This window comes from Streptomyces sp. YS-3 (assembly GCF_045257485.1).
Lineage (GTDB): Bacteria > Actinomycetota > Actinomycetes > Streptomycetales > Streptomycetaceae > Streptomyces.
In genome coordinates this window covers 1-21,405 of the sequence record NZ_JBJHPC010000055.1, presented here as the reverse complement: position 1 = coordinate 21,405, position 21,405 = coordinate 1, and the positions used below count along the sequence as shown (strand labels likewise).

The 21,405-nt window shown below is 73.8% G+C and carries 16 protein-coding genes and 2 pseudogenes; 9 read left to right on the top strand and 9 right to left on the bottom strand.

Annotated elements, in window-relative coordinates; all coding sequences use genetic code 11:
* Positions 1-106: 106 nt before the first annotated feature.
* Both ACJA3G_RS07990 and sigJ read right to left on the bottom strand, forming a co-directional pair.
* The gene (locus tag ACJA3G_RS07990) at positions 107-868 is read right to left on the bottom strand and encodes a GntR family transcriptional regulator (protein WP_406552173.1); all 762 of its coding nucleotides are present in this window, start codon (positions 866-868) and stop codon (positions 107-109) included.
* Between the two features lie 248 nt (positions 869-1,116).
* Positions 1,117-2,091, bottom strand: coding sequence for an RNA polymerase sigma factor SigJ (sigJ, locus tag ACJA3G_RS07985; RefSeq protein WP_406552172.1), 975 nt, complete (start codon positions 2,089-2,091; stop codon positions 1,117-1,119).
* A 204-nt stretch (positions 2,092-2,295) separates the two neighbouring features.
* On the opposite strand from sigJ, the gene ACJA3G_RS07980 reads away from it, so the two are divergent.
* On the top strand, positions 2,296-3,126 hold the full coding sequence (locus ACJA3G_RS07980) for an alpha/beta fold hydrolase (RefSeq protein WP_406552171.1): 831 nt from the start codon (positions 2,296-2,298) through the stop codon (positions 3,124-3,126).
* Between the two features lie 51 nt (positions 3,127-3,177).
* Here ACJA3G_RS07980 and ACJA3G_RS07975 read toward each other — a convergent pair.
* Positions 3,178-4,014 (bottom strand): annotated as a pseudogene (locus ACJA3G_RS07975) (DMT family transporter); the annotation flags it as partial.
* A gap of 47 nt (positions 4,015-4,061) precedes the next feature.
* On the opposite strand from ACJA3G_RS07975, the gene ACJA3G_RS07970 reads away from it, so the two are divergent.
* A complete protein-coding gene (locus tag ACJA3G_RS07970) occupies positions 4,062-5,549 on the top strand; it encodes a PLP-dependent aminotransferase family protein (protein ID WP_406552170.1) in 1,488 nt (495 codons plus the stop codon).
* Here the strand turns inward: ACJA3G_RS07970 and ACJA3G_RS07965 are convergent.
* The gene (locus ACJA3G_RS07965) at positions 5,546-5,959 is read right to left on the bottom strand and encodes a VOC family protein (RefSeq protein ID WP_406552169.1); all 414 of its coding nucleotides are present in this window, start codon (positions 5,957-5,959) and stop codon (positions 5,546-5,548) included. The genes ACJA3G_RS07970 and ACJA3G_RS07965 overlap by 4 nt on opposite strands.
* 285 nt (positions 5,960-6,244) lie before the next feature.
* Between ACJA3G_RS07965 and ACJA3G_RS07960 the strand changes: the two genes are divergently transcribed.
* Together ACJA3G_RS07960 and ACJA3G_RS07955 are read left to right on the top strand one after the other, a co-directional pair.
* Positions 6,245-7,828 (top strand): alkaline phosphatase D family protein, encoded by a 1,584-nt coding sequence (locus ACJA3G_RS07960; protein ID WP_406552168.1) that lies wholly within the window; start codon positions 6,245-6,247, stop codon positions 7,826-7,828.
* 169 nt (positions 7,829-7,997) lie between these two features.
* On the top strand, positions 7,998-9,458 hold the full coding sequence (locus ACJA3G_RS07955; RefSeq protein ID WP_406552174.1) for a GNAT family N-acetyltransferase: 1,461 nt from the start codon (positions 7,998-8,000) through the stop codon (positions 9,456-9,458).
* Here ACJA3G_RS07955 and ACJA3G_RS07950 read toward each other — a convergent pair.
* Positions 9,394-10,608 (bottom strand): annotated as a pseudogene (locus tag ACJA3G_RS07950) (trans-sulfuration enzyme family protein); the annotation flags it as partial. The gene ACJA3G_RS07955 and the pseudogene ACJA3G_RS07950 overlap by 65 nt on opposite strands.
* Before the next feature lie 59 nt (positions 10,609-10,667).
* Here ACJA3G_RS07950 and ACJA3G_RS07945 point away from each other — a divergent pair.
* Together ACJA3G_RS07945 and ACJA3G_RS07940 are read left to right on the top strand one after the other, a co-directional pair.
* Complete coding sequence (locus ACJA3G_RS07945; RefSeq protein ID WP_406552167.1) at positions 10,668-11,198, top strand: Lrp/AsnC family transcriptional regulator; 531 nt, start codon at positions 10,668-10,670, stop codon at positions 11,196-11,198.
* 50 nt (positions 11,199-11,248) lie between these two features.
* A complete protein-coding gene (locus ACJA3G_RS07940) occupies positions 11,249-12,931 on the top strand; it encodes a DUF885 domain-containing protein (protein ID WP_406552166.1) in 1,683 nt (560 codons plus the stop codon).
* A gap of 49 nt (positions 12,932-12,980) precedes the next feature.
* Here ACJA3G_RS07940 and ACJA3G_RS07935 read toward each other — a convergent pair whose 3' ends face one another.
* Positions 12,981-13,466, bottom strand: a complete 486-nt coding sequence (locus ACJA3G_RS07935; protein WP_406552165.1) for a rhodanese-like domain-containing protein — start codon at positions 13,464-13,466, stop codon at positions 12,981-12,983.
* Positions 13,467-13,560: 94 nt separating this feature from the next.
* Between ACJA3G_RS07935 and ACJA3G_RS07930 the strand changes: the two genes are divergently transcribed.
* Positions 13,561-14,007, top strand: coding sequence for an Lrp/AsnC family transcriptional regulator (locus ACJA3G_RS07930; protein WP_406552164.1), 447 nt, complete (start codon positions 13,561-13,563; stop codon positions 14,005-14,007).
* Positions 14,008-14,026: 19 nt separating this feature from the next.
* On the opposite strand, the gene ACJA3G_RS07925 is transcribed toward ACJA3G_RS07930, so the two are convergent.
* The 3 genes from ACJA3G_RS07925 to ACJA3G_RS07915 all read right to left on the bottom strand — a co-directional run bounded on the left by ACJA3G_RS07925 (position 14,027) and on the right by ACJA3G_RS07915 (position 18,916).
* Positions 14,027-17,041 (bottom strand): AAA family ATPase, encoded by a 3,015-nt coding sequence (locus ACJA3G_RS07925; RefSeq protein ID WP_406552163.1) that lies wholly within the window; start codon positions 17,039-17,041, stop codon positions 14,027-14,029.
* A complete protein-coding gene (locus ACJA3G_RS07920; RefSeq protein ID WP_406552162.1) occupies positions 17,038-18,219 on the bottom strand; it encodes an exonuclease SbcCD subunit D in 1,182 nt (393 codons plus the stop codon). The genes ACJA3G_RS07925 and ACJA3G_RS07920 overlap by 4 nt, the downstream gene beginning before the upstream one ends.
* Before the next feature lie 70 nt (positions 18,220-18,289).
* Entirely contained in the window at positions 18,290-18,916 is a 627-nt protein-coding gene (locus ACJA3G_RS07915; protein WP_406552161.1) for a YigZ family protein, read from the bottom strand.
* Positions 18,917-19,209: 293 nt separating this feature from the next.
* On the opposite strand from ACJA3G_RS07915, the gene ACJA3G_RS07910 reads away from it, so the two are divergent.
* Together ACJA3G_RS07910 and ACJA3G_RS07905 are read left to right on the top strand one after the other, a co-directional pair.
* On the top strand, positions 19,210-19,860 hold the full coding sequence (locus ACJA3G_RS07910) for a hypothetical protein (protein ID WP_406552160.1): 651 nt from the start codon (positions 19,210-19,212) through the stop codon (positions 19,858-19,860).
* A partial coding sequence (locus ACJA3G_RS07905) for a GH3 auxin-responsive promoter family protein (protein ID WP_406552159.1) occupies positions 19,847-21,405 on the top strand: 1,559 nt, incomplete at its 3' end. The genes ACJA3G_RS07910 and ACJA3G_RS07905, both read left to right, overlap by 14 nt.

Genomic DNA, 21,405 nt, shown 5'->3' with positions numbered 1-21,405 from the left:
CGTCCGGCCTCACCCCGTCCCCGGCCTTGGCCCGAACACGTACGGCCCGCCGCTGTCCAAGCGGCGGGCCGTACGAGGAGAAATGGTGGGGCGGGGCGCGCGGGTGTCAGGAGGCCTGGCGGTGGCCGTCGTGGCTGATCTGCACGTCGCCCGAGTCGCCGAAGGTGAGGCGGCAGGTGTCGGCGCGGTAGGTCGCCACCGATACGGCGACGGTCCGGCCGAGCGAGAAGTAGCGCGTGGTCACGACGAGGACGGGCGCGCCCGGCAGCCGGTCGAGTTCCTTGGCGTCGTCCGCCCGGGCCGAGCCGAGCTCGACCGCGCGGTCCTGGCCTTCCAGGGCGAGGCGCTGGAGCTCGCGCAGCACGCTGCGCGCGCGGGCCGGTCCGGACGGCGCGTCGATCGAGGTGAGGTCCGGCACCGAGGACGCCGGTACGTAGAGGAGCTCGGCGGCGACGGGCTGGCCGTGGGTGGTGCGGATCCGGCGGACGGTGTGCACCTCGTCGAGGGGCTGGCCGTCGAAGAGCCGGGCGACCGAGAGCGGCGGGGCGCCGACGGCGCAGTCGGCGGCCTGCCAGGTGTCACCGGCGGTGCCGGGCCAGTCGTGCTGCTCGGTGCCGACGGAGACGCCCACGCGCGGCGGGGCGACGGTCGTGCCGACGCCACGGCGGCGCTGCAGCCTGCCTTCGAGTTCGAGCTGCTCCAGAGCCTGGCGGAGCGTGGCGCGCGCGACGCCGAAGCGGGCGGCCAGTTCACGCTCGTTGGGCAGGATCTCTCCCACCGCGAAGTCCGAGTCGAGCGCCTCGCTCAGCACGGTCTTGAGGTGCCAGTACTTCGGCTCCGGCACCGTTTCCAGCTGCGTGGTCCCCACCCTGTCCTCCGCAATCGCCGTGCCCCGGCGGCTTTTCTGCGCCCTTGTTTATTAAAGGTTCCTGCACTAACTCTGCGACCATAGGGCGGCACATCCCCTTGGTCAAGACCAATCCTCGTTCCGTTACGGAACGAATCCGACCCCTGGCACAGAGCGTTCACACGACGTTCGCGGTCCCGTGTGCGGGGCGCGGCAAAGTACCCGTGCCCGGTCCCGGGAACGGGTTGTGGTCGCTGGGGCCGGTGGGGCTAGCCGGGCGAGTGGTCCACGTACTCCTCACGGCCCGCGCGCGGGTCGCGCTCCTCGCCGCTGCCGCTTCCCTCACCCTGCGCGCGCTCCACCTCGCGGATGAGTGCGGTCAGTTTGTCCGGGTTGCGTACGACATATACGCAGTGGACGCGACCATCGAGGACGTCGAGCTGGAGCACGCTGTCCGGCTTGCCGCCGTAGAGGACCAGTACCGCCGGGCCGCCGTTGATCTCCCGGATGAGGAATTCGCTGTCCGGTCCGCCCTCGTGCGAGACCGCGTACAGGAAGCGTCCGACCTTGTCGGCGGACTCGATGATCCTGGTGGGGGCCTTGGACTTGCCGCCGCTGTCGCCGATGAAACGGACGTCGGGGGCGAGCAGGGCGAGCATGGAGTCGAGGTCGCCGCCGCCCGCGGCGGCCATGAACCGCTCGGTGAGGTCGCGGCGGTGGACGGGGTCGACGTCGTAGCGCGGCTTGCGCTCGTCGACATGGCGCCGGGCGCGCCCCGCGAGCTGGCGCACCGCGGGCTCGGAGCGGTCCAGCGTGGCCGCGATCTCCGCGAAGGGGAAGCCGAACGCCTCGCGCAGGACGAAGACCGCCCGCTCCAGTGGCGAGAGCGATTCGAGGACCACCAGGACGGCGAGCGAGACGGAGTCGGCCAGCATGGCCTGTTCGACCGTGTCGGGGACGACGGGCCCGAATTCGGTCGCGATCAGCTCGGGCAGCCAGGGCCCTACGTACGCCTCGCGCCGCGCCTGGATCTGTCTCAGCCGGTCGAGGGCGAGCCGGGTGGTGATCCGTACCAGGAACGCGCGCGGGTCGCGCACGCTCTCGCGCTCCCGCGCCGACCAGCGCAGCCAGGCCTCCTGCACCACGTCCTCGGCGTCGGTGACACGGCCCAGCATGCGGTAGGCCACGCCCGTGAGGACGGACCTGTGGTCTTCGAAGAGATCGGCGGCGGTGGGGGCAGTCACCGCTCCATCCCAGCCGACCGACAACCGGCTGTCCAGAAGGAGAACCCGCGCTGTTCGATTCTTCACCCCTCGCGCACTGTCCTGGACACGCCCCTTGAACTCCAAGCTACCGAAGGGTAATTGTTGCTGACACGGTGTCTACCGCCGTCCGCCGCGTCAGCCATGTCCGCGCGGGGCCGTCCCTCCACGACCGGGAGCAGCACCATGACCGAAGAGGTCTCGTTCACGACCGGCTCCCCCCGGGGCAGCCGCACCGTCACCGTCTCCTACCGGCGGGCCGGCTCGGGCGATCCGCTGCTCCTGCTGCACGGCATCGGCCATCACCGCCAGGCCTGGGACCCGGTGTTCGACCTGCTGGCCGCCGAGCGCGACGTCATAGCCGTGGACCTGCCGGGCTTCGGCCGGTCCCCGGTCCTGCCCGAGGGCCTTTCGTACGGGCTGTCGACGGTCGTGCCGGTCCTGGGCGCGTTCTGCGAGGAGGTCGGCATCGACCGGCCGCATGTGGCGGGCAACTCCCTGGGCGGGCTGCTGGCCCTGGAGCTGGGGCGCGAGAAGCTCGTACGGTCGGTGACGGCCTTCTCCCCCGCGGGATTCTGGTCCCAGGCGGAACGCCGCTACGCGTTCGCGACGCTGACCGCGATGCGGCAGGGGGCGAGGCTGCTGCCGCTGCCGGTCATCGAGCGGTTGTCCCGGAGCGCGCCCGGGCGTGCGGCGCTCACCAGCACCATCTACGCGCGCCCCGGGCGCCGTTCACCCGAGGCCGTCGTCGCCGAGACGCTCGCGCTGCGTGAGGCCGGCGGCTTCGACGAGACCCTGCGAGCCGGGATCGACGTACGGTTCACGGACGACGTGACAGGAGTCCCGGTCACCGTCGCCTGGGGTGCCAAGGACCGGCTGCTGTTGCGCCGGCAGGGCATCCGTGCCAAGCACACGCTGCCCGGCGCCCGGCTGGTGCGGCTGCCCGGCTGCGGCCACGTCCCGATGAACGACGATCCCGCCTTGGTCGCGCGCGTCATCCTCGACACGAGCCGCTGAGCCGCCGCGCCGGGGGCGCCTGCTCAGCACCCCGGCGCCCAGCGCAACCCCGGCGCCGACCAGCGCGCTGCCCGCCGCCTGCGCCGTGCCGTACGCGCCGGTGCCGACCAGCGGCGCGGTGAGCGCGGCCGAGACCGGAATGAGGCCGGAGAAGAGCGTCGCGCGTTCGGCGCCGATCCGCTGCACCCCCGCGTACCAGCAGACGAAACCGACCACGGTGACGACGGCGGCCTGCCAGACCAGGGCGGCCGTTTCGGTGGCGTCGGGCAGCCGCAGCGCGGCGCGCCCGTCCAGTACGAGGGCGAGGGCGGCGGACTCGCAGGCCGCGACGCCGCAGACGGCCGCCGAGAGCAGCTTCGGGCCCAGCGGGCGCAGCACCGGCACCGCGAGCACCGCGAACCCCACCTCACCCACCAGCGCACCCACCGACCAGGCGATGCCCACCGCGTCCGCCCGGCCCCACCCCTGCACCGTGAAGGCCCCGGCGGCCACCAGGAAGGCTCCGTAGAACACCGGCCGGGTGGGACGCCGCCCGTCGAGCAGCGGCACGAGGACCGCCACCACGACCGGCGCGCATCCGACGAACACCCCGGGAACGGCGGGCTCGGCCGTGCGCTCGGCGGCCAGCACCGCCATGTTGAAGCCCACCATGCCGACAGCGGAGAGCAGCGCGAGCCGGCCCCACTGCGCCGGCCCGAGGCGGCGCAGCGGCGCGGTGCCGCCCCGGCCGAGCAGCGGGAGCAGCAGGAGACAGGCCAGCCCGTACCGCAGGGCCTGGCCGCCCGCGTGCGGATAGTCGCCGAGGACGCTGTTGGCGGTGAAGGACCCGCCGACGAGGACGCAGGCGACGGCGGCGAGCGCCGCGCCCCGTAGCTGTGACACGTTCATGGGCCCGACGCTAGGCAGCACGGTGGTCTTGTTTAAGGTCCACTTCCATGACGTCATCGGGGACCACTTCGCCCCGCGTGCCACCGGACGGCGGGGCGGGCCCGTCCTGGAACGCGGCCTGGGAGCTGCTGCTTCCGGCCGCCGCCGCACCGGCCCGGCAGCGCGGCAGAATGCTCCAGTCGGCGTTCCGGGAGGCCGTCCGGTCGGGCCGGCTCGCCGCCGGGACCCGGCTGCCGTCGAGCCGTGAGCTCGCCGCCGACCTCGGGGTCTCCCGGGGCCTGGTCACCGAGGCGTACGAGCAGCTCACCGCCGAGGGCTATCTGCGCAGCGACCGGGGCTCGGGGACCTGGGTGGGCGCGGCGGCGCGCGCCGCCGACGCGCCACGCGCGCGTGATCTGGCTCCGCGCGACCCGGGCGCCCGGGTCGACTTCCTGCCCGGCACCCCCGACCTGTCGCTGTTCCCGCGTGCCGCCTGGGCCGCCGCGCACAGGGGCGTCCTGGAGCGGCTGCCGCACCGCTCGCTCGGCTACCCCGATCCGCGCGGGCTGCCGGAGCTGCGGACCGCGCTCGCCGCGCTGCTGGCCCGGCGGCGGGGCGTGGTCGCCGACCCGGAACGGATCGTGGTCTGCTCCGGGGTCGCCCAGGCGACGACGCTGCTCGGCTTCGCCCTCGCCGAGCGCTTCACGCCCGAAGAGCGGGGCGGGCGGACCGTGGGCGTCGAGGACCCGGGCAGCCCCGAGCACACCGCGCTGTTCGCGGCCACCGGCGTACGGACGCGGCGGCTGCCGCTCGACCGGGAGGGCCTGGCGATGGGCCCGCTGTACGCCAGCGGGGTGCGGGTCGCGGTGACGACCCCGGCGCACCAGTTCCCGTCCGGAATCGCCTACTCCGCGCGTCGCCGGGCCGAACTCCTGGACTGGGCGCGGGCGGTGGACGGGCTCGTCGTCGAGGACGATTACGACGGCGACTTCCGGTACGACCGCGCGCCGGTCGGGGCCCTCCAGGGGCTCGACCCGGAACGTGTGGCGTACACCGGGTCGGTGAGCAAGTCGCTCGCCCCGGGCCTGCGGCTCGGCTGGCTGCTCGCGCCGGAGCGGCTGACCGGCTCGATCGTCGCCCGCAAACGCACCATGGACCTCGGCAACCCCGCACTGGACCAGGCGCTGCTCGCGGACTTCGTCACCAGCGGCGCGTACGACCGTCAGCTGCGCCGGTGCCAACGCGCCTACCGGGAACGGCGGGACACGCTGGTCGCGGCGCTGCACGAGCACCTTCCGGGCGCACGGGTGAGCGGGATCGCGGCCGGGCTGCACATCATCGCGCGGCTGCCCGAGCGGTACGGCCCGGAGCCGCGTCTGCTCGAACGCGCCGCCCACGCGCGCGTGGCCGTGCGCCCCCTGTCGTACTACCGCTCGCCCGGGGCCGAGGCGGGCGACGGCGTACCGCTGGTGCTCGGGTACGCCCATCTGACGCCCTCGGACATCGCGCGCGGGGTGCGGCTCCTGGCCGGGGCGCTGGACGGGGGCGGCGCCTAGGAGTTGGACCAGCCCCGCCTGCACAGCACCAACCGGTAGCCGTCCGGGTCCTCGATCGTCACGCCCCACTCGTTCCAGTACGGGTTGGGCGACAGCACCCGCCTGCCGCCGTGCGCCTCCAGGCGCGCCACCAGGTCCTGCGGAACCTCCTCGTCCGCGTAGACGACCAGCAGGTCCTCCTCGGTCGGCCGGGGCTCGACGTCCCCGGCCTGCGCCTGGACCAGCTCCAGATGCCAGTCGGCGTCGGGCCAGCCGACCATCAGCAGCGCGTGCTCGCCGGGGCCCGCGCCCTGGGCGTCGTGCCGCCACACGACGTCCAGGCCCAGGCCCTCCACCCAGAAGCGCTCCGCCGCCGCGAGGTCGCGCGAGGGGCGGGCTATACGGATGTGTGAACGGCCTCCGACGGGCATGGGAGCCTCGGCTTTCGCTGGTGGTGGGGTGACGCGCCGCCGTTCCGGTGGCGTGTACCCAACATAGTCATCGAAGATCACGGAGGCGATCGTCCTTCGGTCCCCGGCCGCTCGCCGTAGGCCGAAGGTTCCCGGCCAGGTGCCCGAGGACTGTCTGCTCGCAGGTGACCTCCAGCTGTTCACCCGGGGTTCGCGCCCGCGCCGCAGCCGGGCAGTAGGCATGGCACGGATCCGCACGCGCCGGACCACCGCCCTGACCCACCACCCGTCCCAGGAGGCGCCTCGATGCCGTACCGCCCTCGGATCCCCTCGCCCAACCGCCGTGCCCTACTCAGGGGTTCGCTCGCCGCCTCGGCGGGACTCGCCCTGCCCACCGGGCTCGCCACGGCCGCGCCCGCGCTGGCGCTCTCCGGGCGGCCGAACGCCGACTGGGGTGTGCAGACCGGTGACATCACGGCGTCGTCGGGGCTCGTGTGGGTCCGGTCCGACCGGCCGGCCCGGATGGTCGTGGAGACCTCGGCCACCGAATCGTTCCGCCGCGCGCGCAGCTGGCGGGGCCCGCTGCTGGGGCCGGGCACCGACTTCACCGGTACGACGCAGTTGCGCGGGCTGCCGGCCGGTGAGCAGATCCACTACCGCGTCACCCTCGCCGACCCCGACGACCCCCGCCGTACCGGAAAGCCGGTGTACGGCACGTTCCGCACCGCGCCCGCCTCGCGCCACCGGGACGTGCGCTTCCTCTGGTCCGGGGACGTCGCGGGGCAGGGCTGGGGCATCAACCCGGACATCGGCGGATTCCGCGTCTATGACGAGATGCGACGGCTCGATCCGGACTTCTACCTGTCCAGTGGCGACAACATCTATGCGGACGGGGTGATCCCGCCCAGCGTGACGTTGCCCGACGGCCGGGTGTGGCGGAACCTCACGACCGTGGAGAAGTCCAAGGTCGCCGAGACGCTGGACGAGTACCGGGGCAACTTCCGCTACAACCTGCTCGACGAGAACGTACGGCGGTTCAACGCGCGCGTGCCGTCCATCGTCCAGTGGGACGACCATGAGGTGCGCAATAACTGGTACCCCGGCCAGATCCTGGACGACGCCCGCTACACCGAGAAGAACATCGACGTGCTGGCGGCCCGTTCGCTGCGGGCCTTCAGCGAGTACTTCCCCGTCTCGACGCTGCGGCCGGGCAGCCGTGAGGGGCGCGTGCACCGGGTCGTGCGCCACGGACCGCTGCTGGACGTGTTCGTGCTCGACATGCGCACGTACCGCGACGCCAACTCCCCCGGGCGCCGGGCCGACGACACCGTGGGCATCCTCGGCGCGGAGCAGTTGGAGTGGCTGAAACGGGAGCTCGCGCGCTCCCGGGCGGTGTGGAAGGTGATCGCCGCCGACATGCCGCTCGGTCTGGTCGTCACCGACGGACCGGCCAACTTCGAGGCCGTGGCCCAGGGCGACCCGGGCGCGCCGCTCGGGCGCGAGCTCCAGATCGCGGAGCTGCTGCGGTTCATCAAGCACCGCCGGATCACCGGCACGCTGTGGCTGACGGCGGATGTGCACTACACGGCGGCGCAGCACTACGAGCCGTCGCGGGCGGCGTTCAAGGACTTCGCCCCGTTCTGGGAGTTCGTGTCGGGGCCGCTCGCGGCGGGCGGCTTCCCGGCGAACGCGCTCGACGCGACCTTCGGCCCCGACCAGGTCTTCGTCCAGGCGCCCGCCAGGGCCAACGCCTCGCCGATGGAGACCCCGCCGAACTTCGGCGAGGTCGAGATCGACGGCGGGAGTGGCGAGCTGACGGTGCGTCTGCGCGCCCAGGGCGGTTCGGTACTCTTCACGAAGGTGCTGAAGCCGGGGCTGGTGGGCCAGTAGCCGCGTGCGGTCCGGCACGACGCGTACGGAGTGCGGCGCTGAGGTGGTCATTCCGCGCCACAAGCCGTAAGAAACGGCCAGAAATACACCAGAACCACACTTAACCCATCAGTCACAAAGCGTTCGCGATCACGCAACACCGCTCGGTCACAGTGAAGGCATGACTGAGATGACCGAGTTGACTGTCCGTACGAGCGCCCGTCGCCACCACTGGCGGCGGGACCTGATCGAGCTGGCCGCGATGTTCACCGCCGTGGCGGTGGCCGACGCCGTGGCGAACACGGTCGCACACGGACCGGACGGACCGTTCCTGCTGATCGCCTCGGCGGTCGCGCTGGTCGCCACGGCGGCGTTCCACACCTGGTGGGCCCGGCGCCACAGCCACGCGCCGCCGGCACCCGTCGATACGGGCGCGGCGCCCGCTCCCGCCGGCGCCGCGCCCGCCGACGGATCCGCCCACGGCGGCGCCGCCTCGCGCGAGACCTCGTTGTGGCGGATGCGGGCCACCGTGCGCGACGAGCCCGGCAGCCTGGCCGCGCTGTGCACCGCACTCGCCCACAGCGGGGTCGACATCCTCACCCTCCAGACGCACCCGCTGGCCGAGGGCACGGTCGACGAACTCCTGCTGCGGGCCCCCGCCGACCTCTCGGCAGCCCGGCTGACCCGGGAGATCGCCGGGGCGGGCGGCGGTGACATCTGGCTGGAGCGCGCCGACGCGCACGACCTGGTGGACGCGCCCACCCGGGTGCTCGGCCTGGCCACCCGCACCGCGCTCGACGCGGCGGAACTGCCGCTCGCACTCCGTCAGTTGCTGGGCAGGTGCACCATCCACTCACTGCCCGCCGTGTCCCTGTCCGGCCGCCCGACCGGCGAGACGGCACCGGTCGAGGGCGTTCTCGAATCGACCACCATGCGGCTGCGCGACCCCGGCGGCGGGGTCATCACCATCGAGCGGCCCTACCTGCCCTTCACCCCGACCGAGTTCGCGCGGGCGCGCGCGCTGGTCGAGCTGGACGCGCGGCTCGGGCCGCGCATCCCCCGCAACCAGGACGTCCTCACCCTCGCCGAGGGCAACGAGATCACCGTCCGCCGGGCCGGCCAGGACGATGTCGAGGCCGCCAAGGCCATGCACGAACGCTGCTCCGACCGCACCCTGGGCCTGCGCTACCACGGCCCCGTCGGCGACGCCGACCGCTATCTGAACCACCTGCTCAGCCCCCGTTACGGACGCACTCTCGCCGCCGAGTCGGCCTCCGGGCGGCTCGTCGCCCTCGGCCATCTCCTGTGGGACGGCGACGAGACCGAGGTGGCGCTGCTCGTCGAGGACGACTGGCAGCGCCGGGGCATCGGCACCGAGCTCCTGGAGCGCCTGGTGGCGCTGGCGGCCGAGGCGGGCTGCGAGAGCGTGTACGCGGTGACGCAGTCCTCCAACACCGCGATGGTGGCGGCGATGCGCGGCCTCGGGCTGCCGCTCGACTACCAGATCGAGGAGGGCACCCTGGTGATCACCGCACGGCTGCCGAAGGCTCGCGCTGGGGCGCGTCCGTCGGCCGACCGTCCGTCGGGCGCCCTGCCGACGTTCGAGCGTCCGCTGTCCGAGCGGCCGTCGTTCGAGCAGGCGGAGCGCTGAGCGCCCGGCTCAGATCGCTCCACAGGTCCTCCACGTCCTCCAGACCGACCGAGAGCCGCAGCAGCCGGTCGCTCACCCCGGCGGACCGCCGGTCTCCCTCGGCCACGATCCGGTGGCTGATGGAGGCCGGGTGCTGGATGAGGGTGTCGACGCTGCCGAGGCTCACGGCGGGGGTGATGAGCCGGACGCCCGCGATCACCGCGTGCGGGTCGCCGTGCACCTCGAAGGCGACCATCGCCCCGCCCACCGCCGGATAGTGGACCCGGGCCACCCGGGGGTCCTCGGTCAGTCTGCGCACGAGCTCCGCGGCGCTCCCGGCGGCGGCCCGCATCCGTACCGGAAGCGTCGCGAGGCCCCGCAGCAGCAGATAGCCGGCCAGCGGGTGCAGCACGCCGCCGGTGGCGAACCGCACCTGGCGCAGCTGCCGGGCGAACGCGTCGTCGCACGCGACCACACCGCCCATGACGTCGCCGTGGCCGCCCAGGTACTTGGTGGCGCTGTGCAGCACGATCCGCGCGCCCTGTTCCAGCGGACGCTGGAGCACCGGGGTGGCGAAGGTGTTGTCGACGAGCAGCGGCACCGAGCCGCAGGCGTGGGCGACGGCCCTGATGTCGACCTCGGCGAGCGTCGGGTTGGCCGGGGTCTCCACGATCACCAGACCGGTGTCGGGCCGCAGGGCGTCGGCTATGCCCGCCGGGTCCACCCAGGTCACCTCCGTACCGAGCAGCCCGGCGTCCAGGAGGTGGTCGCTGCAGCCGTACAGCGGCCGGACGGCGACCACGTGCCGCAGGCCCGCCGAGGCCCGGGCGAGCAGCACCGCGGAGAGGGCGGCCATGCCGCTGGCGAAGGCCACGGCTCCCTCGGCGCCCTCCAGCCGGGCGAGGGCTGTCTCGAAACGGCCCACGGTGGGGTTGTCGAGACGGGCGTACACGGGCGGCCCCTCGGGGAGCACTCCGGTGGCCGCGAAGGCGTCGATCCGGGCGGCCTCGGCCGCGCTGTCGTACGACGGGTAGGTCGTCGAGAGGTCGATCGGCGGGGCATGCAGTCCGAGTCCCGCGAGGTCGTCGCGGCCGGCGTGGACGGCTTCGGTGGCCAGGGCACGGGGTGCGGCCTGGGCGCGGTCGGCGCGGTCCTGGGTGTCGGTGTCCATGGCGGCACTGTGGAGGCATGACCGGAAAGGAGCGCCGAGGTCCGTGCTACGTTCGGCCAATGGCCGATTCTGTCGTACTGGACCCGGTGGATCTGGACATTCTGCGCCTTCTGCAGAACGACGCCCGGACCACCTACCGCGATCTCGCGGCCCAGGTGGGCGTGGCACCCTCCACCTGCCTGGACCGGGTCACCAGACTGCGCCGCTCCGGAGTGATCCTCGGACACCAGCTCCGGCTCGACCCGGCGCGAATGGGCCGCGGCCTGGAGGCCCTCCTCTCGGTGCAGGTGCGGCCACATCGGCGCGAACTGATCGGTCCGTTCGTCGAACGCATCCGGGCGCTCCCGGAGTCCCGCGCCCTGTTCCACCTCACCGGCCCGGACGACTACCTGGTCCATGTGGCCGTGACGGGCACGGCCGACCTCCAGCGGCTGGTCATCGACGAGTTCACCTCACGGCGCGAAGTCGCCCGCGTGGAGACGCGGTTGATCTTCCAGCAGTGGGAGTGCGGCCCTCTGCTGCCCCCCGCGCCGACACCGGTACCGACGTCCGCTCCGCCCCCTCCCTCCCCTTCCGCCTCCGGTGGCTGAAGGTCGCCTGTGGGTGACGCGGGGCCCGTGCTCGTACGAGTATGTGGACCATGCCAGACACTTCCAGCAGCGTGCTGCCCCGCCAGGTCGCCGACGCCCATGTCGACGCACTCATCGAACTCGACCCCATCACCGGTACCTATCTGGGCGTGCGCGAGAGCGCCCGGCTGCTTCCGGACTTCTCGCCCGCCGGGCAGGAGGCCGTGGCCGCCCTCGGCCGCGCGACGCTGGCGCGGCTCGACGAAGCGGAGCGGACACCGGGCGCCGACAGCGACTCGGAGCGGCGCTGCGCCAGACTGCTGCGGGAGCGTCTGTCGTCCGAACTCGCCGTCCACGAGGCGCGGGAGGGGCTGCGCTGCGTCAGCAACCTGCGCTCGCCCGTCCACTCGGTGCGCCAGGTCTTCACCATGATGCCGCTCGCCGACGAGGCCGACTGGGCGGACGTGGCGGCGCGCCTCGCGGCCGTTCCCGCCGCGCTGGAGGGCTACCGCGCCTCCCTGCAACTGGGGCTGGACCGGGGCCTGTTCGCCGGGCCGCGCGCCACGGACACCTTCGTCGGCCAGCTCACCGAGTGGATCGGCACGGACCGCGACTGGTTCGCGGAGTTCGCCGCGCCGGGACCGGCGGCCCTGCGCGCCGAACTCGACGCCGGCGCGCGCGTGGCGGGCGAGGCGCTCGTCGCCCTGCGCGACTGGCTGCGCGACGTGTACGCCCCCGCGATCGCCGGGGCCCCGGACACCGTGGGCCGTGAGCGGTACGCCCGCTGGGTGCGCTACTTCAACGGGACGACCCTGGACCTCGACGAGGCGTACGCGTACGGCTGGTCCGAGTACCACCGCATCCTCGGCGAGATGAAGACCGAGGCCGACAAGATCCTGCCGGGAGCGGGGCCCTGGGAGGCGCTGGCCCACCTCGACGAGCACGGCACGCACATCGAGGGCGTGGACGAGGTCCGGGCCTGGCTGCAGGCCCTGATGGACGAGGCGATCGAGGCCCTGGACGGCACGCACTTCGAACTCGCCGAGCGGGTACGGAAGGTGGAGTCGCACATCGCGCCGCCCGGCAGCGCCGCCGCGCCCTACTACACCGGCCCCTCCGAGGACTTCTCGCGCCCCGGCCGCACCTGGCTGCCCACCATGGGCGAGACCCGCTTCCCGGTGTACGACCTGGTCTCGACCTGGTACCACGAGGGTGTGCCGGGCCACCATCTGCAGATCGCGCAGTGGCGGCACGTCGCGGACCGGCTCTCGCGCTACCAGGCCACCATCGGCACGGTGAGCGCCAACGCCGAGGGGTGGGCGCTCTACGCCGAGCGGCTCATGGACGAACTGGGCTTCCTGCCCGACTCGGAGCGGCGCCTGGGGTACCTGGACGCGCAGATGATGCGGGCGTGCCGGGTCATCGTCGACATCGGTATGCACCTGGAGCTGGAGATCCCCGGCCACTCGCCGTTCCATCCCGGCGAGCGGTGGACGCCGGAGCTGGCGCAGGAGTTCTTCGGCCGCCACAGCGGGCGTCCGGCGGACTTCGTGGAGAGCGAGCTCACCCGCTATCTGTCCGTGCCCGCGCAGGCGATCGGCTACAAGCTGGGCGAGCGGGCCTGGCTGATGGGCCGCGAGAACGCCAAGAAGCACCACGGTGAGGCGTTCGACGCCCGTGCCTGGCACATGGCGGCGCTGTCGCAGGGGCCGCTGGGGCTGGACGACCTGGTGGACGAGCTGTCCAAGCTCTGAGTGCGCGCGGTGGCGGCGGGTCCGGCCCGCCGCCACCGCCGCCACGGTGTCAGCAGCCGCAGTCCTCCGCGCCGGCCGGGGCGGTCAGCGCGTCGGCCTCGCGCCGGTGAAGGCCCTCCCAGGTCTCGTACGCGAAGCCCTCGCGCACCCAGTACTCGAAGCCGCCGAGCATCTCCTTGACCTGGTAGCCGAGTTCGGCCAGAGCGAGAGCGGCGCGGGTGGCGCCGTTGCAGCCGGGCCCCCAGCAGTAGGTGACGACCGGCATTGATCTGTCGAGCAGTTGCCCGGCCTGCTCGGCGATGAGCGCGGTCGGCAGGTGCACGGCGCCGGGCACATGGCCCTGGTCCCAGGCTTGCGTGGAGCGCGAGTCCAGCACGGTGAAGCCCGGCTCGCCGCCCTGGGCCAGCGCGGACGCCACATCGGAGACGTCCGCGTGGAAGACCAGGGCGGCGCGGAAGTACGCGGCGGCGTCGGCGGGCGCGGCCGGGGCGACGCGCAGGACGGGGTTGGCGGCGGCGGGCCGCGTTGTTGTCATGGCCGGAAATCTACGGCCGCCGATCACCGGCCGGAAGACGCGATCCCCGGAACATCTCTTGATTCGCCGGGGATTTCCCTGTTGTCTGGCAGCCATGACCGAGTATTCCCCGGACGCCACCGACTGGCGCATCCTGGACGCCCTCCAGCAGGACGGCCGGGCCACCTTCGCGGAGCTGGCGCGCGTCGTCGCCATGTCCCCGAGCGCCGTGACGGAGCGCGTGCGGCGCCTCGAGGAGGCCGGGGTGATATCGGGCTACACGGCGATCGTCGACCAGGAGCGGCTGGGCCGGGGCATCCTCGCCTTCGTACGGCTGCGGTACCCGAACGGCAACTACAAGCCCTTCCACGATCTGCTGGAGACGACTTCGGAGATCATGGAAGCGCACCACGTCACGGGCGACGACTGTTTTGTGATCAAGGTGGGCGCGCGGTCGATGAGCCACCTGGAGGAGATCTCCGGGAAGATCGGCGCCCTGGGGTCGGTGACGACCAGCGTGGTCTACTCCTCGCCCCTGCCCCGCCGCGCCACAGCCCGCTGAAGGCCGCGCGCGGGAGCGCTCAGTCCCCCGCCCCCGCCGTCCGGTGGCGCACCCGCGATCCGTCGCGCTCCTTGACGACCTCCAGCTGAGTGGGGATGCGGCGGCGCAGATCCCCGACGTGGCTGACGATGCCGACGCTGCGGTCGCGCTCGCGCAGCGAGTCCAGGACGTCCAGGACCTCGTCCAGGGCCTGGTCGTCGAGGCTGCCGAAGCCCTCGTCGATGAAGAGCGTGTCCAGCCGAACGCCCCCGGCCTCGTCGGTGACCACGTCGGCCAGGCCCAGGGCCAGCGCGAGCGACGCGAAGAACGTCTCGCCGCCAGAGAGCGTGGCGGTGTCGCGCTCCCGGCCGGTCCAGGCGTCGACCACGTGCAGCCCCAGTCCGGAACGGCCGCGTCCGCCCCGCGCGTCGGAGTGCACCAGCGTGTAGCGACCGCCGGACATACGGCCCAGCCGGGCCGTGGCGGCAGCCGCGACCTGCTCCAGCCGCGCGGCCAGTACGTACGACTCCAGCCGCATCTTGCGTTCGTTGTCGGCGGAGGTGCCCGCGGTGAGCCCGGCGAGGCGGGCCACCCGGTCGTACTCCTCGCGCAGGGGGCCGATCCGGCGCGTCTCCGCCGCGGCCTCGCGTCCCAGCCTGCCGAGCTCGGCGCAGCGGGCGCGGGCGGCGGCCAGCACCGAGGCGGCCTCCCGCAGCGCGCGCTCCACGCGCGCGTGGGCGGCCTCGGCCTCCTGCGGCCGGGCGGCCGGACGGGCGCCGGCCGCGACGGTCCCGGGGTCGGCGAGCCGGTCCGCGACGGCCGCCTCCTCGCGCTGCCACTCGTCGAGCCGGTGCTGGAGCTCGCTCTGCCCGCGGTCGTCGAGGAATGCCTCGGCCGCCGCCCGTGGCGTGTCGAAGCCGGCCCGGAAGGCGGCCTCGGAGAGCCGTCCGTCGGCTTCCTTGAGCCGCTGGGCGCTCACCTCGACCTCCCGGACCGCCTCGGCGGCCCGGGCGAGCAGCCCGGCCCGGTGATCCAGGAGCGCTGCCTGCTCGGCGACGCTGCGGGCCCCGCCCCGGGCCACCGCCAGCTCCCTTTCCAGGGCGGCCTGTTCCCGCTCGATCTCCTCGCGCCGCGCGGTACGGGCGGACACGCGCTTGTCCGCCTCGCGCTGCTGCTCCAGGCGCCGGGCGTGCTCGCGCTCGGCGCTCTCGAAGGCCTCCCGGGCCGCGTGCAGTCCGGCGGCGAGCGCACGGCTCTCGCCGTACTCGGCCTCCCACTCGCGCACCTGGCCGTCGAGGACCGCGAGCGGTTCGGTGCCCGCCTCCGCGCTCGCCGCCGCCAACCGCTCCCGTACCGAGGCGAGGGCGCGCTCGGCCTCGGCGCGGGCCGCTTCGGCCTGCCGGTAGGCGTCGTGGGCAGCCTCTTCCGTCGTACGGTCCACGTGGCCGGTGGTGGCGCGCGCGGGCTCGGGGTGCTCGGGCGAGCCGCAGACGGCGCACGCCTCCCCGTCGCGCAACCCCGCGGCGAGCTCGGCCGCGATACCGCGCAGCCGCTCCTCGCGCAGGGACAGCCAGTGCTCATGGGCGGTGTTGGCCCGCTCCCGGGCGGTGCCCTGGCGCTCCTCGGCGGCGGCCACGCGCACCTGGAGCGCGTCGCGCTCGCGGGCCGCCGCCAGCCTGCGCCGGGCTGGCTCCAGCCGTCCTGCCAGCTGTTCGGTGCGGGCGGCGGCCTGGTGGGCGGCTTCGACGCGCTCCTGATGGCGCCGGCGGTCGCCCTCCCAGGCGGCGAGCCAGCCGGCCGCGTCCAGGAGCAGATGCTCGTCGGCCCTGGCCTGGCGGTCGAGTTCGGCGCGCTCGGCGGTGATCTCGGCGCTGCGGGCCTCGGCCCGGCGGGCGGCGTCGAGCGCGCCCAGCTCCTGGCGCATCTGCCGCTCCAGCGCGCCCAGTTGCTCGGCCCCGGCCTCGGCCAGGTCCGCGGGCAGCGACGCGCGCGAGCGCTCTCGGGCCGTGGCCGCCGTCTCGTGTTCGCGTTCGGCCTCCGCGCGCAGGGCGAGGGCGGGGGCGACCAGGTCGGCCTTGCGGGCCCGCGCCAGCCGCTCCCGTACGGCCGCGCGCCGGGGCTCGGCGGCGGCCAGCTCGTCGGCCCGGCGGCAGGTGTCCGCGTACCGGCGCTGGAGCTCGTCGAGGCGGCGCTCGTCGTCGAGTGCGGTACGGGCGGCGGCCTGACGGCTCTCGGCGGCGGCGAGGGCGCACTCCGCGACGGCGAGGCGCTCGCGGGCCCCGGCGCGCGCGACGGCGGCCCACTCCAGAACGCCCTCGGCGAGCCCGGGTTCCCCGGGGCGGTGGCCGGGCAGCGGCCAGTCGCGCGCGTCCGGGCCGTCCCCGGCGGCCTGCGCCATCCGCTGGGCGAGGTTGAGCAGCCGCTCGTCCCCGGCCTTGACCTGCTGTTCGGCGGCGCGGCGCAGCTCCGCGAGGCGTTCCTCGACGGCGGCGAACCGGCCGGTGTCGAAGAGGCGGCCGAGCAGCTTGCCGCGCGCCTCGGCGTCGGAGCGCAGGAACTTGGCGAAGTCGCCCTGGGGCAGCAGGACGACCTGGCAGAACTGCTCGCGGCTCATACCGACGAGCTGCCCGATCTCCTCCCCCACCTCCTGGTGGGAGCGGCTGAGCGCCCGCCATTCGGCCGCGCCCGTGTCGTACTCGCGCAGCCAGGTCTGGGCCTTGTCGGTGGTGAAGCCGCTGCCGCGCTTCTTGGGCCGGTTCTGCTGCGGCCTGCGGGTGATCTCCAACCGCCGTCCGCCGACGGTCAGATCGAGCAGGACCTCGGTGACGGTGTCGGGGGCCGCGTGGTCGCTGCGCAGCACCGCGCCGGGGCTCTGGCGGGCGCCGGGCACGGCTCCGTACAGCGCGTAGCACACGGCGTCCAGAACAGAGGTCTTGCCCGCCCCGGTCACGCCGTGCAGCAGGAAGAGGCCGCCGGCCGACAGCGCGTCGAAGTCGACTTCCTGGGTGCCGCCGAAGGGGCCGAACGCGGTGACGCGCAGCCGGTGCAGCCTCATCGGGCACCCTCGCGCGCGTGGTCCCGGGTAAGCTCGGACTCCACCCGTACGTCGTCGAAGGCGGCGCGCAGCACGGTGCGCTCCCGCTCGTCCGGGCCGCTGCCGCCGCGCACATGGGCCACGAAGTCCTGGGCGATCTCCTGGTCGGTGCGGCCCTCCAGGCGGCGCGCGTACGAGGCGAGCGGGTCCTCGGGGGCGCGGTCCGGTTCGAAGACCAGGCTCAGGGTGTGCGGGAAGCGGGCGGCGAGGCGGGCCATCGCGTCGTCGGGGCGGACCGGGTCGGTGAGTGTCGCCTCGACCCACGCGTCCTCGTGGGGCTCCAGGGCGGGATCGTCCAGCAGGTCGTCGAGCCGGCCCCGGACGCGGGCGAGCGGGCGCGGGACGGGGCAGTCGACGCGCTCGGCGGCGACGGCTCCGTCGGCGGCCAGGTCGACGAGCCACATGGTCTTGCGGTGGGTGGTCTCGGAGAACGAGTACGCCAGGGGGGAGCCCGAGTAGCGCACGCGGTCCGAGAGGGTCTGGCAGCCGTGGAGGTGGCCGAGCGCCACATAGTCGACGCCGTCGAAGACTCCCGCGGGGACGGCGGCGACCCCGCCGACGGTGATGTCGCGCTCGCTCTCGCTCGGCTCGCCCCCGGCGACGAAGGCGTGGGCGAGCACGACGGAGCGGGTGCCGCGCGGGCGTGCCGCGAGGTCCGCCCGGACGCGCTCCATGGCCGCGCTCAGGACCTGCTCGTGCCCGGCCCTGTCGGTCTTGAACTCCTCGCGGACCAGGGCCGGTTCGAGATAGGGGAGGCCGTAGAAGGCCACTTCCCCGTGGGCGTCGGACAGCAGCACCGGGGTGTCGCAGCCCGCCGGGTCGGTGCGCAGATGGATGCCGGCCCGCTCGATGAGGCCCGCGCCGACGCCGAGCCGCCGGGCCGAGTCGTGGTTCCCGGAGATCATCACCGTCGGCACGCCCTCGTCGGCGAGCCGGTGGATGGCGCGGTCGAAGAGCTCCACGGCCGCCAGCGGCGGCACGGCCCGGTCGTAGACATCGCCCGCCACCAGGACCGCGTCCACGTCGCGTTCGCGCACCGTCGCCACCAGGTGGTCGAGGAACGCGGCCTGGGCGTCGAGCAGGGCGACCCGGTGGAACGACCGTCCCAGGTGCCAGTCCGACGTATGCAGGAGTCTCATGATTCCCGAGGGTATCGGCGGGGTCGGACATCCCGGGCGGCAACTGCCTTACCGGTACGGCTCACAGCTGTCACGCGTCCCCGTACGCCTCGCCGCCGAGCTCCAGCGTCGCGGTGCCCGCGGTGACGTCCGCGAGCCAGCGGCGCAGGGACTCCACGTCCGCCTCCGGGAGGGCGATGCCGATCGTGACGGCCTCGGCGTAGCGCACCTCGCGCACGGCGCGGCCGGTGGCCCGCAGATCGTTCTCCAGCTTGCCCGCGCGCTGGTGGTCGACGGTGACGGTGGCCAGGCGGTAGCGCCGGCGCACCACGGTGCCGAGCGCGTCCAGGGCTTCGCCGACCGCTCCGCCGTAGGCGCGGATGAGGCCGCCCGCGCCGAGCTTCACCCCGCCGTAGTAGCGGGTGACGACGGCGACGGCGTACCGCACCTCGCGGCGGGTCAGCATCTGGAGCATCGGGAGCCCGGCGGTGCCGCCCGGCTCGCCGTCGTCGCTCGCCTTCTGTACGGAGGCGTCGGCCCCGATGACGTAGGCGAAGCAGTTGTGGGTCGCCGTCGGGTGCTCCGCGCGGACGCGCGCGACGAAGGCCTGCGCCTCCTGCTCGGTCGCGGCGGGCGCGAGCGCGCAGATGAACCGCGATCGGTTGATCTCGGTCTCGTGCACGCCCTCACGGGCGATCGTCCGGTACTGCTCCTGCATACGGCCACCCTATGCGGTGCCGCGTCCGTGACCTGCGGCTCGCCGCGAGGCCCCGGCGGCTCGGGCGGCGATCGCCGGGGGCGGTGGGGGCCCGGGGTGACGGATGTCACCGGCCCCGGGGGCCGGGGGCCGGACCGACGGCACTGCCGGGCGACATCCCGGTGGACATCAGTTGAACCGTCACCCGCTCCTCCCCCTTGATCCTCAACTCTCCCTATAGCCGGCTCGCGCAGGCTGCGGGGAGGAGTCGTGCCACAGCAGAGAGTGCGCCGGTCCGTAAGGAGCAACCCGATATGTCAGCAAACCTCCCGTTATTCTCCGTCCTTCTGGGAGGCGATTACGCGGGCAAGTCATCAGCGATCTCCCGGCTGGCGGGAGGCCCCGAGCCCGTCCGGGTCGTCTCGGTCGACGACCGCTTCCTCACCGAGCGGCACGCGCTGATCGGCCGGCTGCGGCGCGAGGTGGTGAAGGACGTCGCCGCCCCGGACGGTGCCTACTCGCCCGACTTCATGGCCAGCATGCTCCAGACCGCCGTGGTGCACCTGCGCGACCAGCTCCTCACCGCCGCCCGGACCGCCGACGGACGGCCGCTCCTGGTGGACTCGTACTACTACAAGATCCTCGCGAAGTGCCGTCTGGCGGGGGTCCGCGAGAACCCCATGTACGACTGGTGGCGCTCCTTCCCCCAGCCGCGCCACGTGGTCTACCTCAGGGTCGCGCCCCAGGAGGCCTGGCGCCGCAGCCGGCGCGGCAGAGGGCTCAACTCCCTCGAACACTACGGCGAGCGGCCGGACCGGATGTCGTTCGAGCGGTACCAGACGGACCTGGAGAAGCTGATGTGGGACGAGATCCGGGATCTTCCGGTGACGGTCCTGGAGCAGCAGGGCTCCCCCGGACGGACCGCCGACGCCGTGCGGGAGGTGGTCTGCCATGACGGTGTCTGAGACGCGTCGGGACGGATCGCCCCGGACCGATCCGGAGCGGGTAAAGCGGTACCGGGCGCGGGTGTTCGCCGAACGGGCCCGGCTGCGGGCGGCGTTCACGGACCCGGCCGGACACCAGCAGCGGGTTCTGGAGGACCTGCTCGCCTTCAACGCCGGCACCGCGTACGGCCGCGCCCACGGCTTCGCGCGCGTGCGCACCCCGGACGACTGGCGCAAGGCCGTGCCCGTCCAGGACTACAGCGCCCTCGCACCCTGGATCGAGCGGGCCGCCGCGGGCGAGGAGAACGTCCTCACGGCCGACCGGCCCGCCGTCTTCTTCACCAGCAGCGGCAGCACCGGCGCCCACAAGAAGATCCCGGTCACGCCCCGCTTCATGCGCACCACGTTCTTCCCGTTCTACTACGCCGCCTGGGCGCCGCTGATCGAGCACTTCCCCGATGTCCTGGCCCGCCCGGACGCCGTCCTCAACCTCAAGCACGACCCCGTCGCCGCTCCCCCGACCACCGCCTCGGGGCTCCCCCATGTCGGCGCCAGCCAGGTCGACTTCGGTGCGCGCTTCGGCGAGCCGCTCTCCGCGGAGCCCGGTACCGACGCTCCCTGGGCCACCGTGCCCGTACAGGTGGAGGCAGGGGCGCACCTCGACAAGATGTACCTGCGGCTGCGGCTGGCCGTCGAGAGCGATGTCCGCTGTGTCATCGGGATCAACCCGGCGATGGTCGCGGCCCTCCCCCACCAGTTGAATCTGTGGTGGGAGCGCATCGTCCGGGAGGTGGGCGACGGCACCCTGGGCGGGCATCCGCATCGCGCGCCCAATCCCGGACGGGCCCGCGAACTCGACCGTCTCGCCGCCCACTTCGGGAGGGTCCGGCCGGCCCACATCTGGCCGAACATGCGCGCCCTCTTCTGCTGGACCACCGGCCTCGCCTCGCTCTACCTCCCGCGTCTGCGCGAGGAGTTCGGGCCGGGCGTCACCCTCCTGCCCGCCCCGGTCGCCGCCTCCGAGGGCCCCACCGGAGTCGCCCTCGACCGCCACCCGACCGCCAGCAGTCTCGTCGTCACCGCCTCCCTGTACGAGTTCGCCGACGCCGACCAGGACCTCGCCCCCGGTATGCCGACGCTCCAACCCCACGAACTGGAGGTCGGCCGCGACTACCACACCGTCTTCAGCCACGTGGGCGGTCTCTACCGCTACGCGGTGGGTGATGTCGTACGGGTCGTGGACCACGAGGGCGGTGTGCCGCGCCTCGAATACGCCGGCCGCGGCACCCTCTCCGACGCGGCCGGGGAGCGGCTGCGCGACGCCCAGGTCCTGCGCGCCCTCACCACCGCCCTCGCCGCGGGCGGTCTCGAACTGCGCAACGCCGCCTGCCGTGTCACCCCTGATCCCCATGGCACCCCCGCCTACCGGTTCGCCCTCGCCTCAGCCACTCCTTGGAGCGAGGCCGAGACCGACGCGTTCCTGACGCGCCTCGACCACGCCCTCGCGCGGGAATCCCCCGGCTATCGCCGGGCCCGCGCCCACGTCCGCCTGGGCGCCCCCACCGC

Excerpts from the sequence above, each read along its gene's own strand:
- ACJA3G_RS07920 (WP_406552162.1), bottom strand. The coding sequence starts at position 18,219 with ATGAGACTCCTGCATACGTCGGACTGGCACCTGGGACGGTCGTTCCAC.
- ACJA3G_RS07910 (WP_406552160.1), top strand. The coding sequence starts at position 19,210 with ATGTCAGCAAACCTCCCGTTATTCTCCGTCCTTCTGGGAGGCGATTAC.
- ACJA3G_RS07930 (WP_406552164.1), top strand. The coding sequence starts at position 13,561 with ATGACCGAGTATTCCCCGGACGCCACCGACTGGCGCATCCTGGACGCC.
- ACJA3G_RS07965 (WP_406552169.1), bottom strand. The coding sequence starts at position 5,959 with ATGCCCGTCGGAGGCCGTTCACACATCCGTATAGCCCGCCCCTCGCGC.
- ACJA3G_RS07945 (WP_406552167.1), top strand. The coding sequence starts at position 10,668 with ATGGCCGATTCTGTCGTACTGGACCCGGTGGATCTGGACATTCTGCGC.
- ACJA3G_RS07915 (WP_406552161.1), bottom strand. The coding sequence starts at position 18,916 with ATGCAGGAGCAGTACCGGACGATCGCCCGTGAGGGCGTGCACGAGACC.
- ACJA3G_RS07940 (WP_406552166.1), top strand. The coding sequence starts at position 11,249 with ATGCCAGACACTTCCAGCAGCGTGCTGCCCCGCCAGGTCGCCGACGCC.
- ACJA3G_RS07970 (WP_406552170.1), top strand. The coding sequence starts at position 4,062 with ATGACGTCATCGGGGACCACTTCGCCCCGCGTGCCACCGGACGGCGGG.
- ACJA3G_RS07925 (WP_406552163.1), bottom strand. The coding sequence starts at position 17,041 with ATGAGGCTGCACCGGCTGCGCGTCACCGCGTTCGGCCCCTTCGGCGGC.
- ACJA3G_RS07980 (WP_406552171.1), top strand. The coding sequence starts at position 2,296 with ATGACCGAAGAGGTCTCGTTCACGACCGGCTCCCCCCGGGGCAGCCGC.
- ACJA3G_RS07935 (WP_406552165.1), bottom strand. The coding sequence starts at position 13,466 with ATGACAACAACGCGGCCCGCCGCCGCCAACCCCGTCCTGCGCGTCGCC.
- ACJA3G_RS07955 (WP_406552174.1), top strand. The coding sequence starts at position 7,998 with ATGACCGAGTTGACTGTCCGTACGAGCGCCCGTCGCCACCACTGGCGG.
- ACJA3G_RS07960 (WP_406552168.1), top strand. The coding sequence starts at position 6,245 with ATGCCGTACCGCCCTCGGATCCCCTCGCCCAACCGCCGTGCCCTACTC.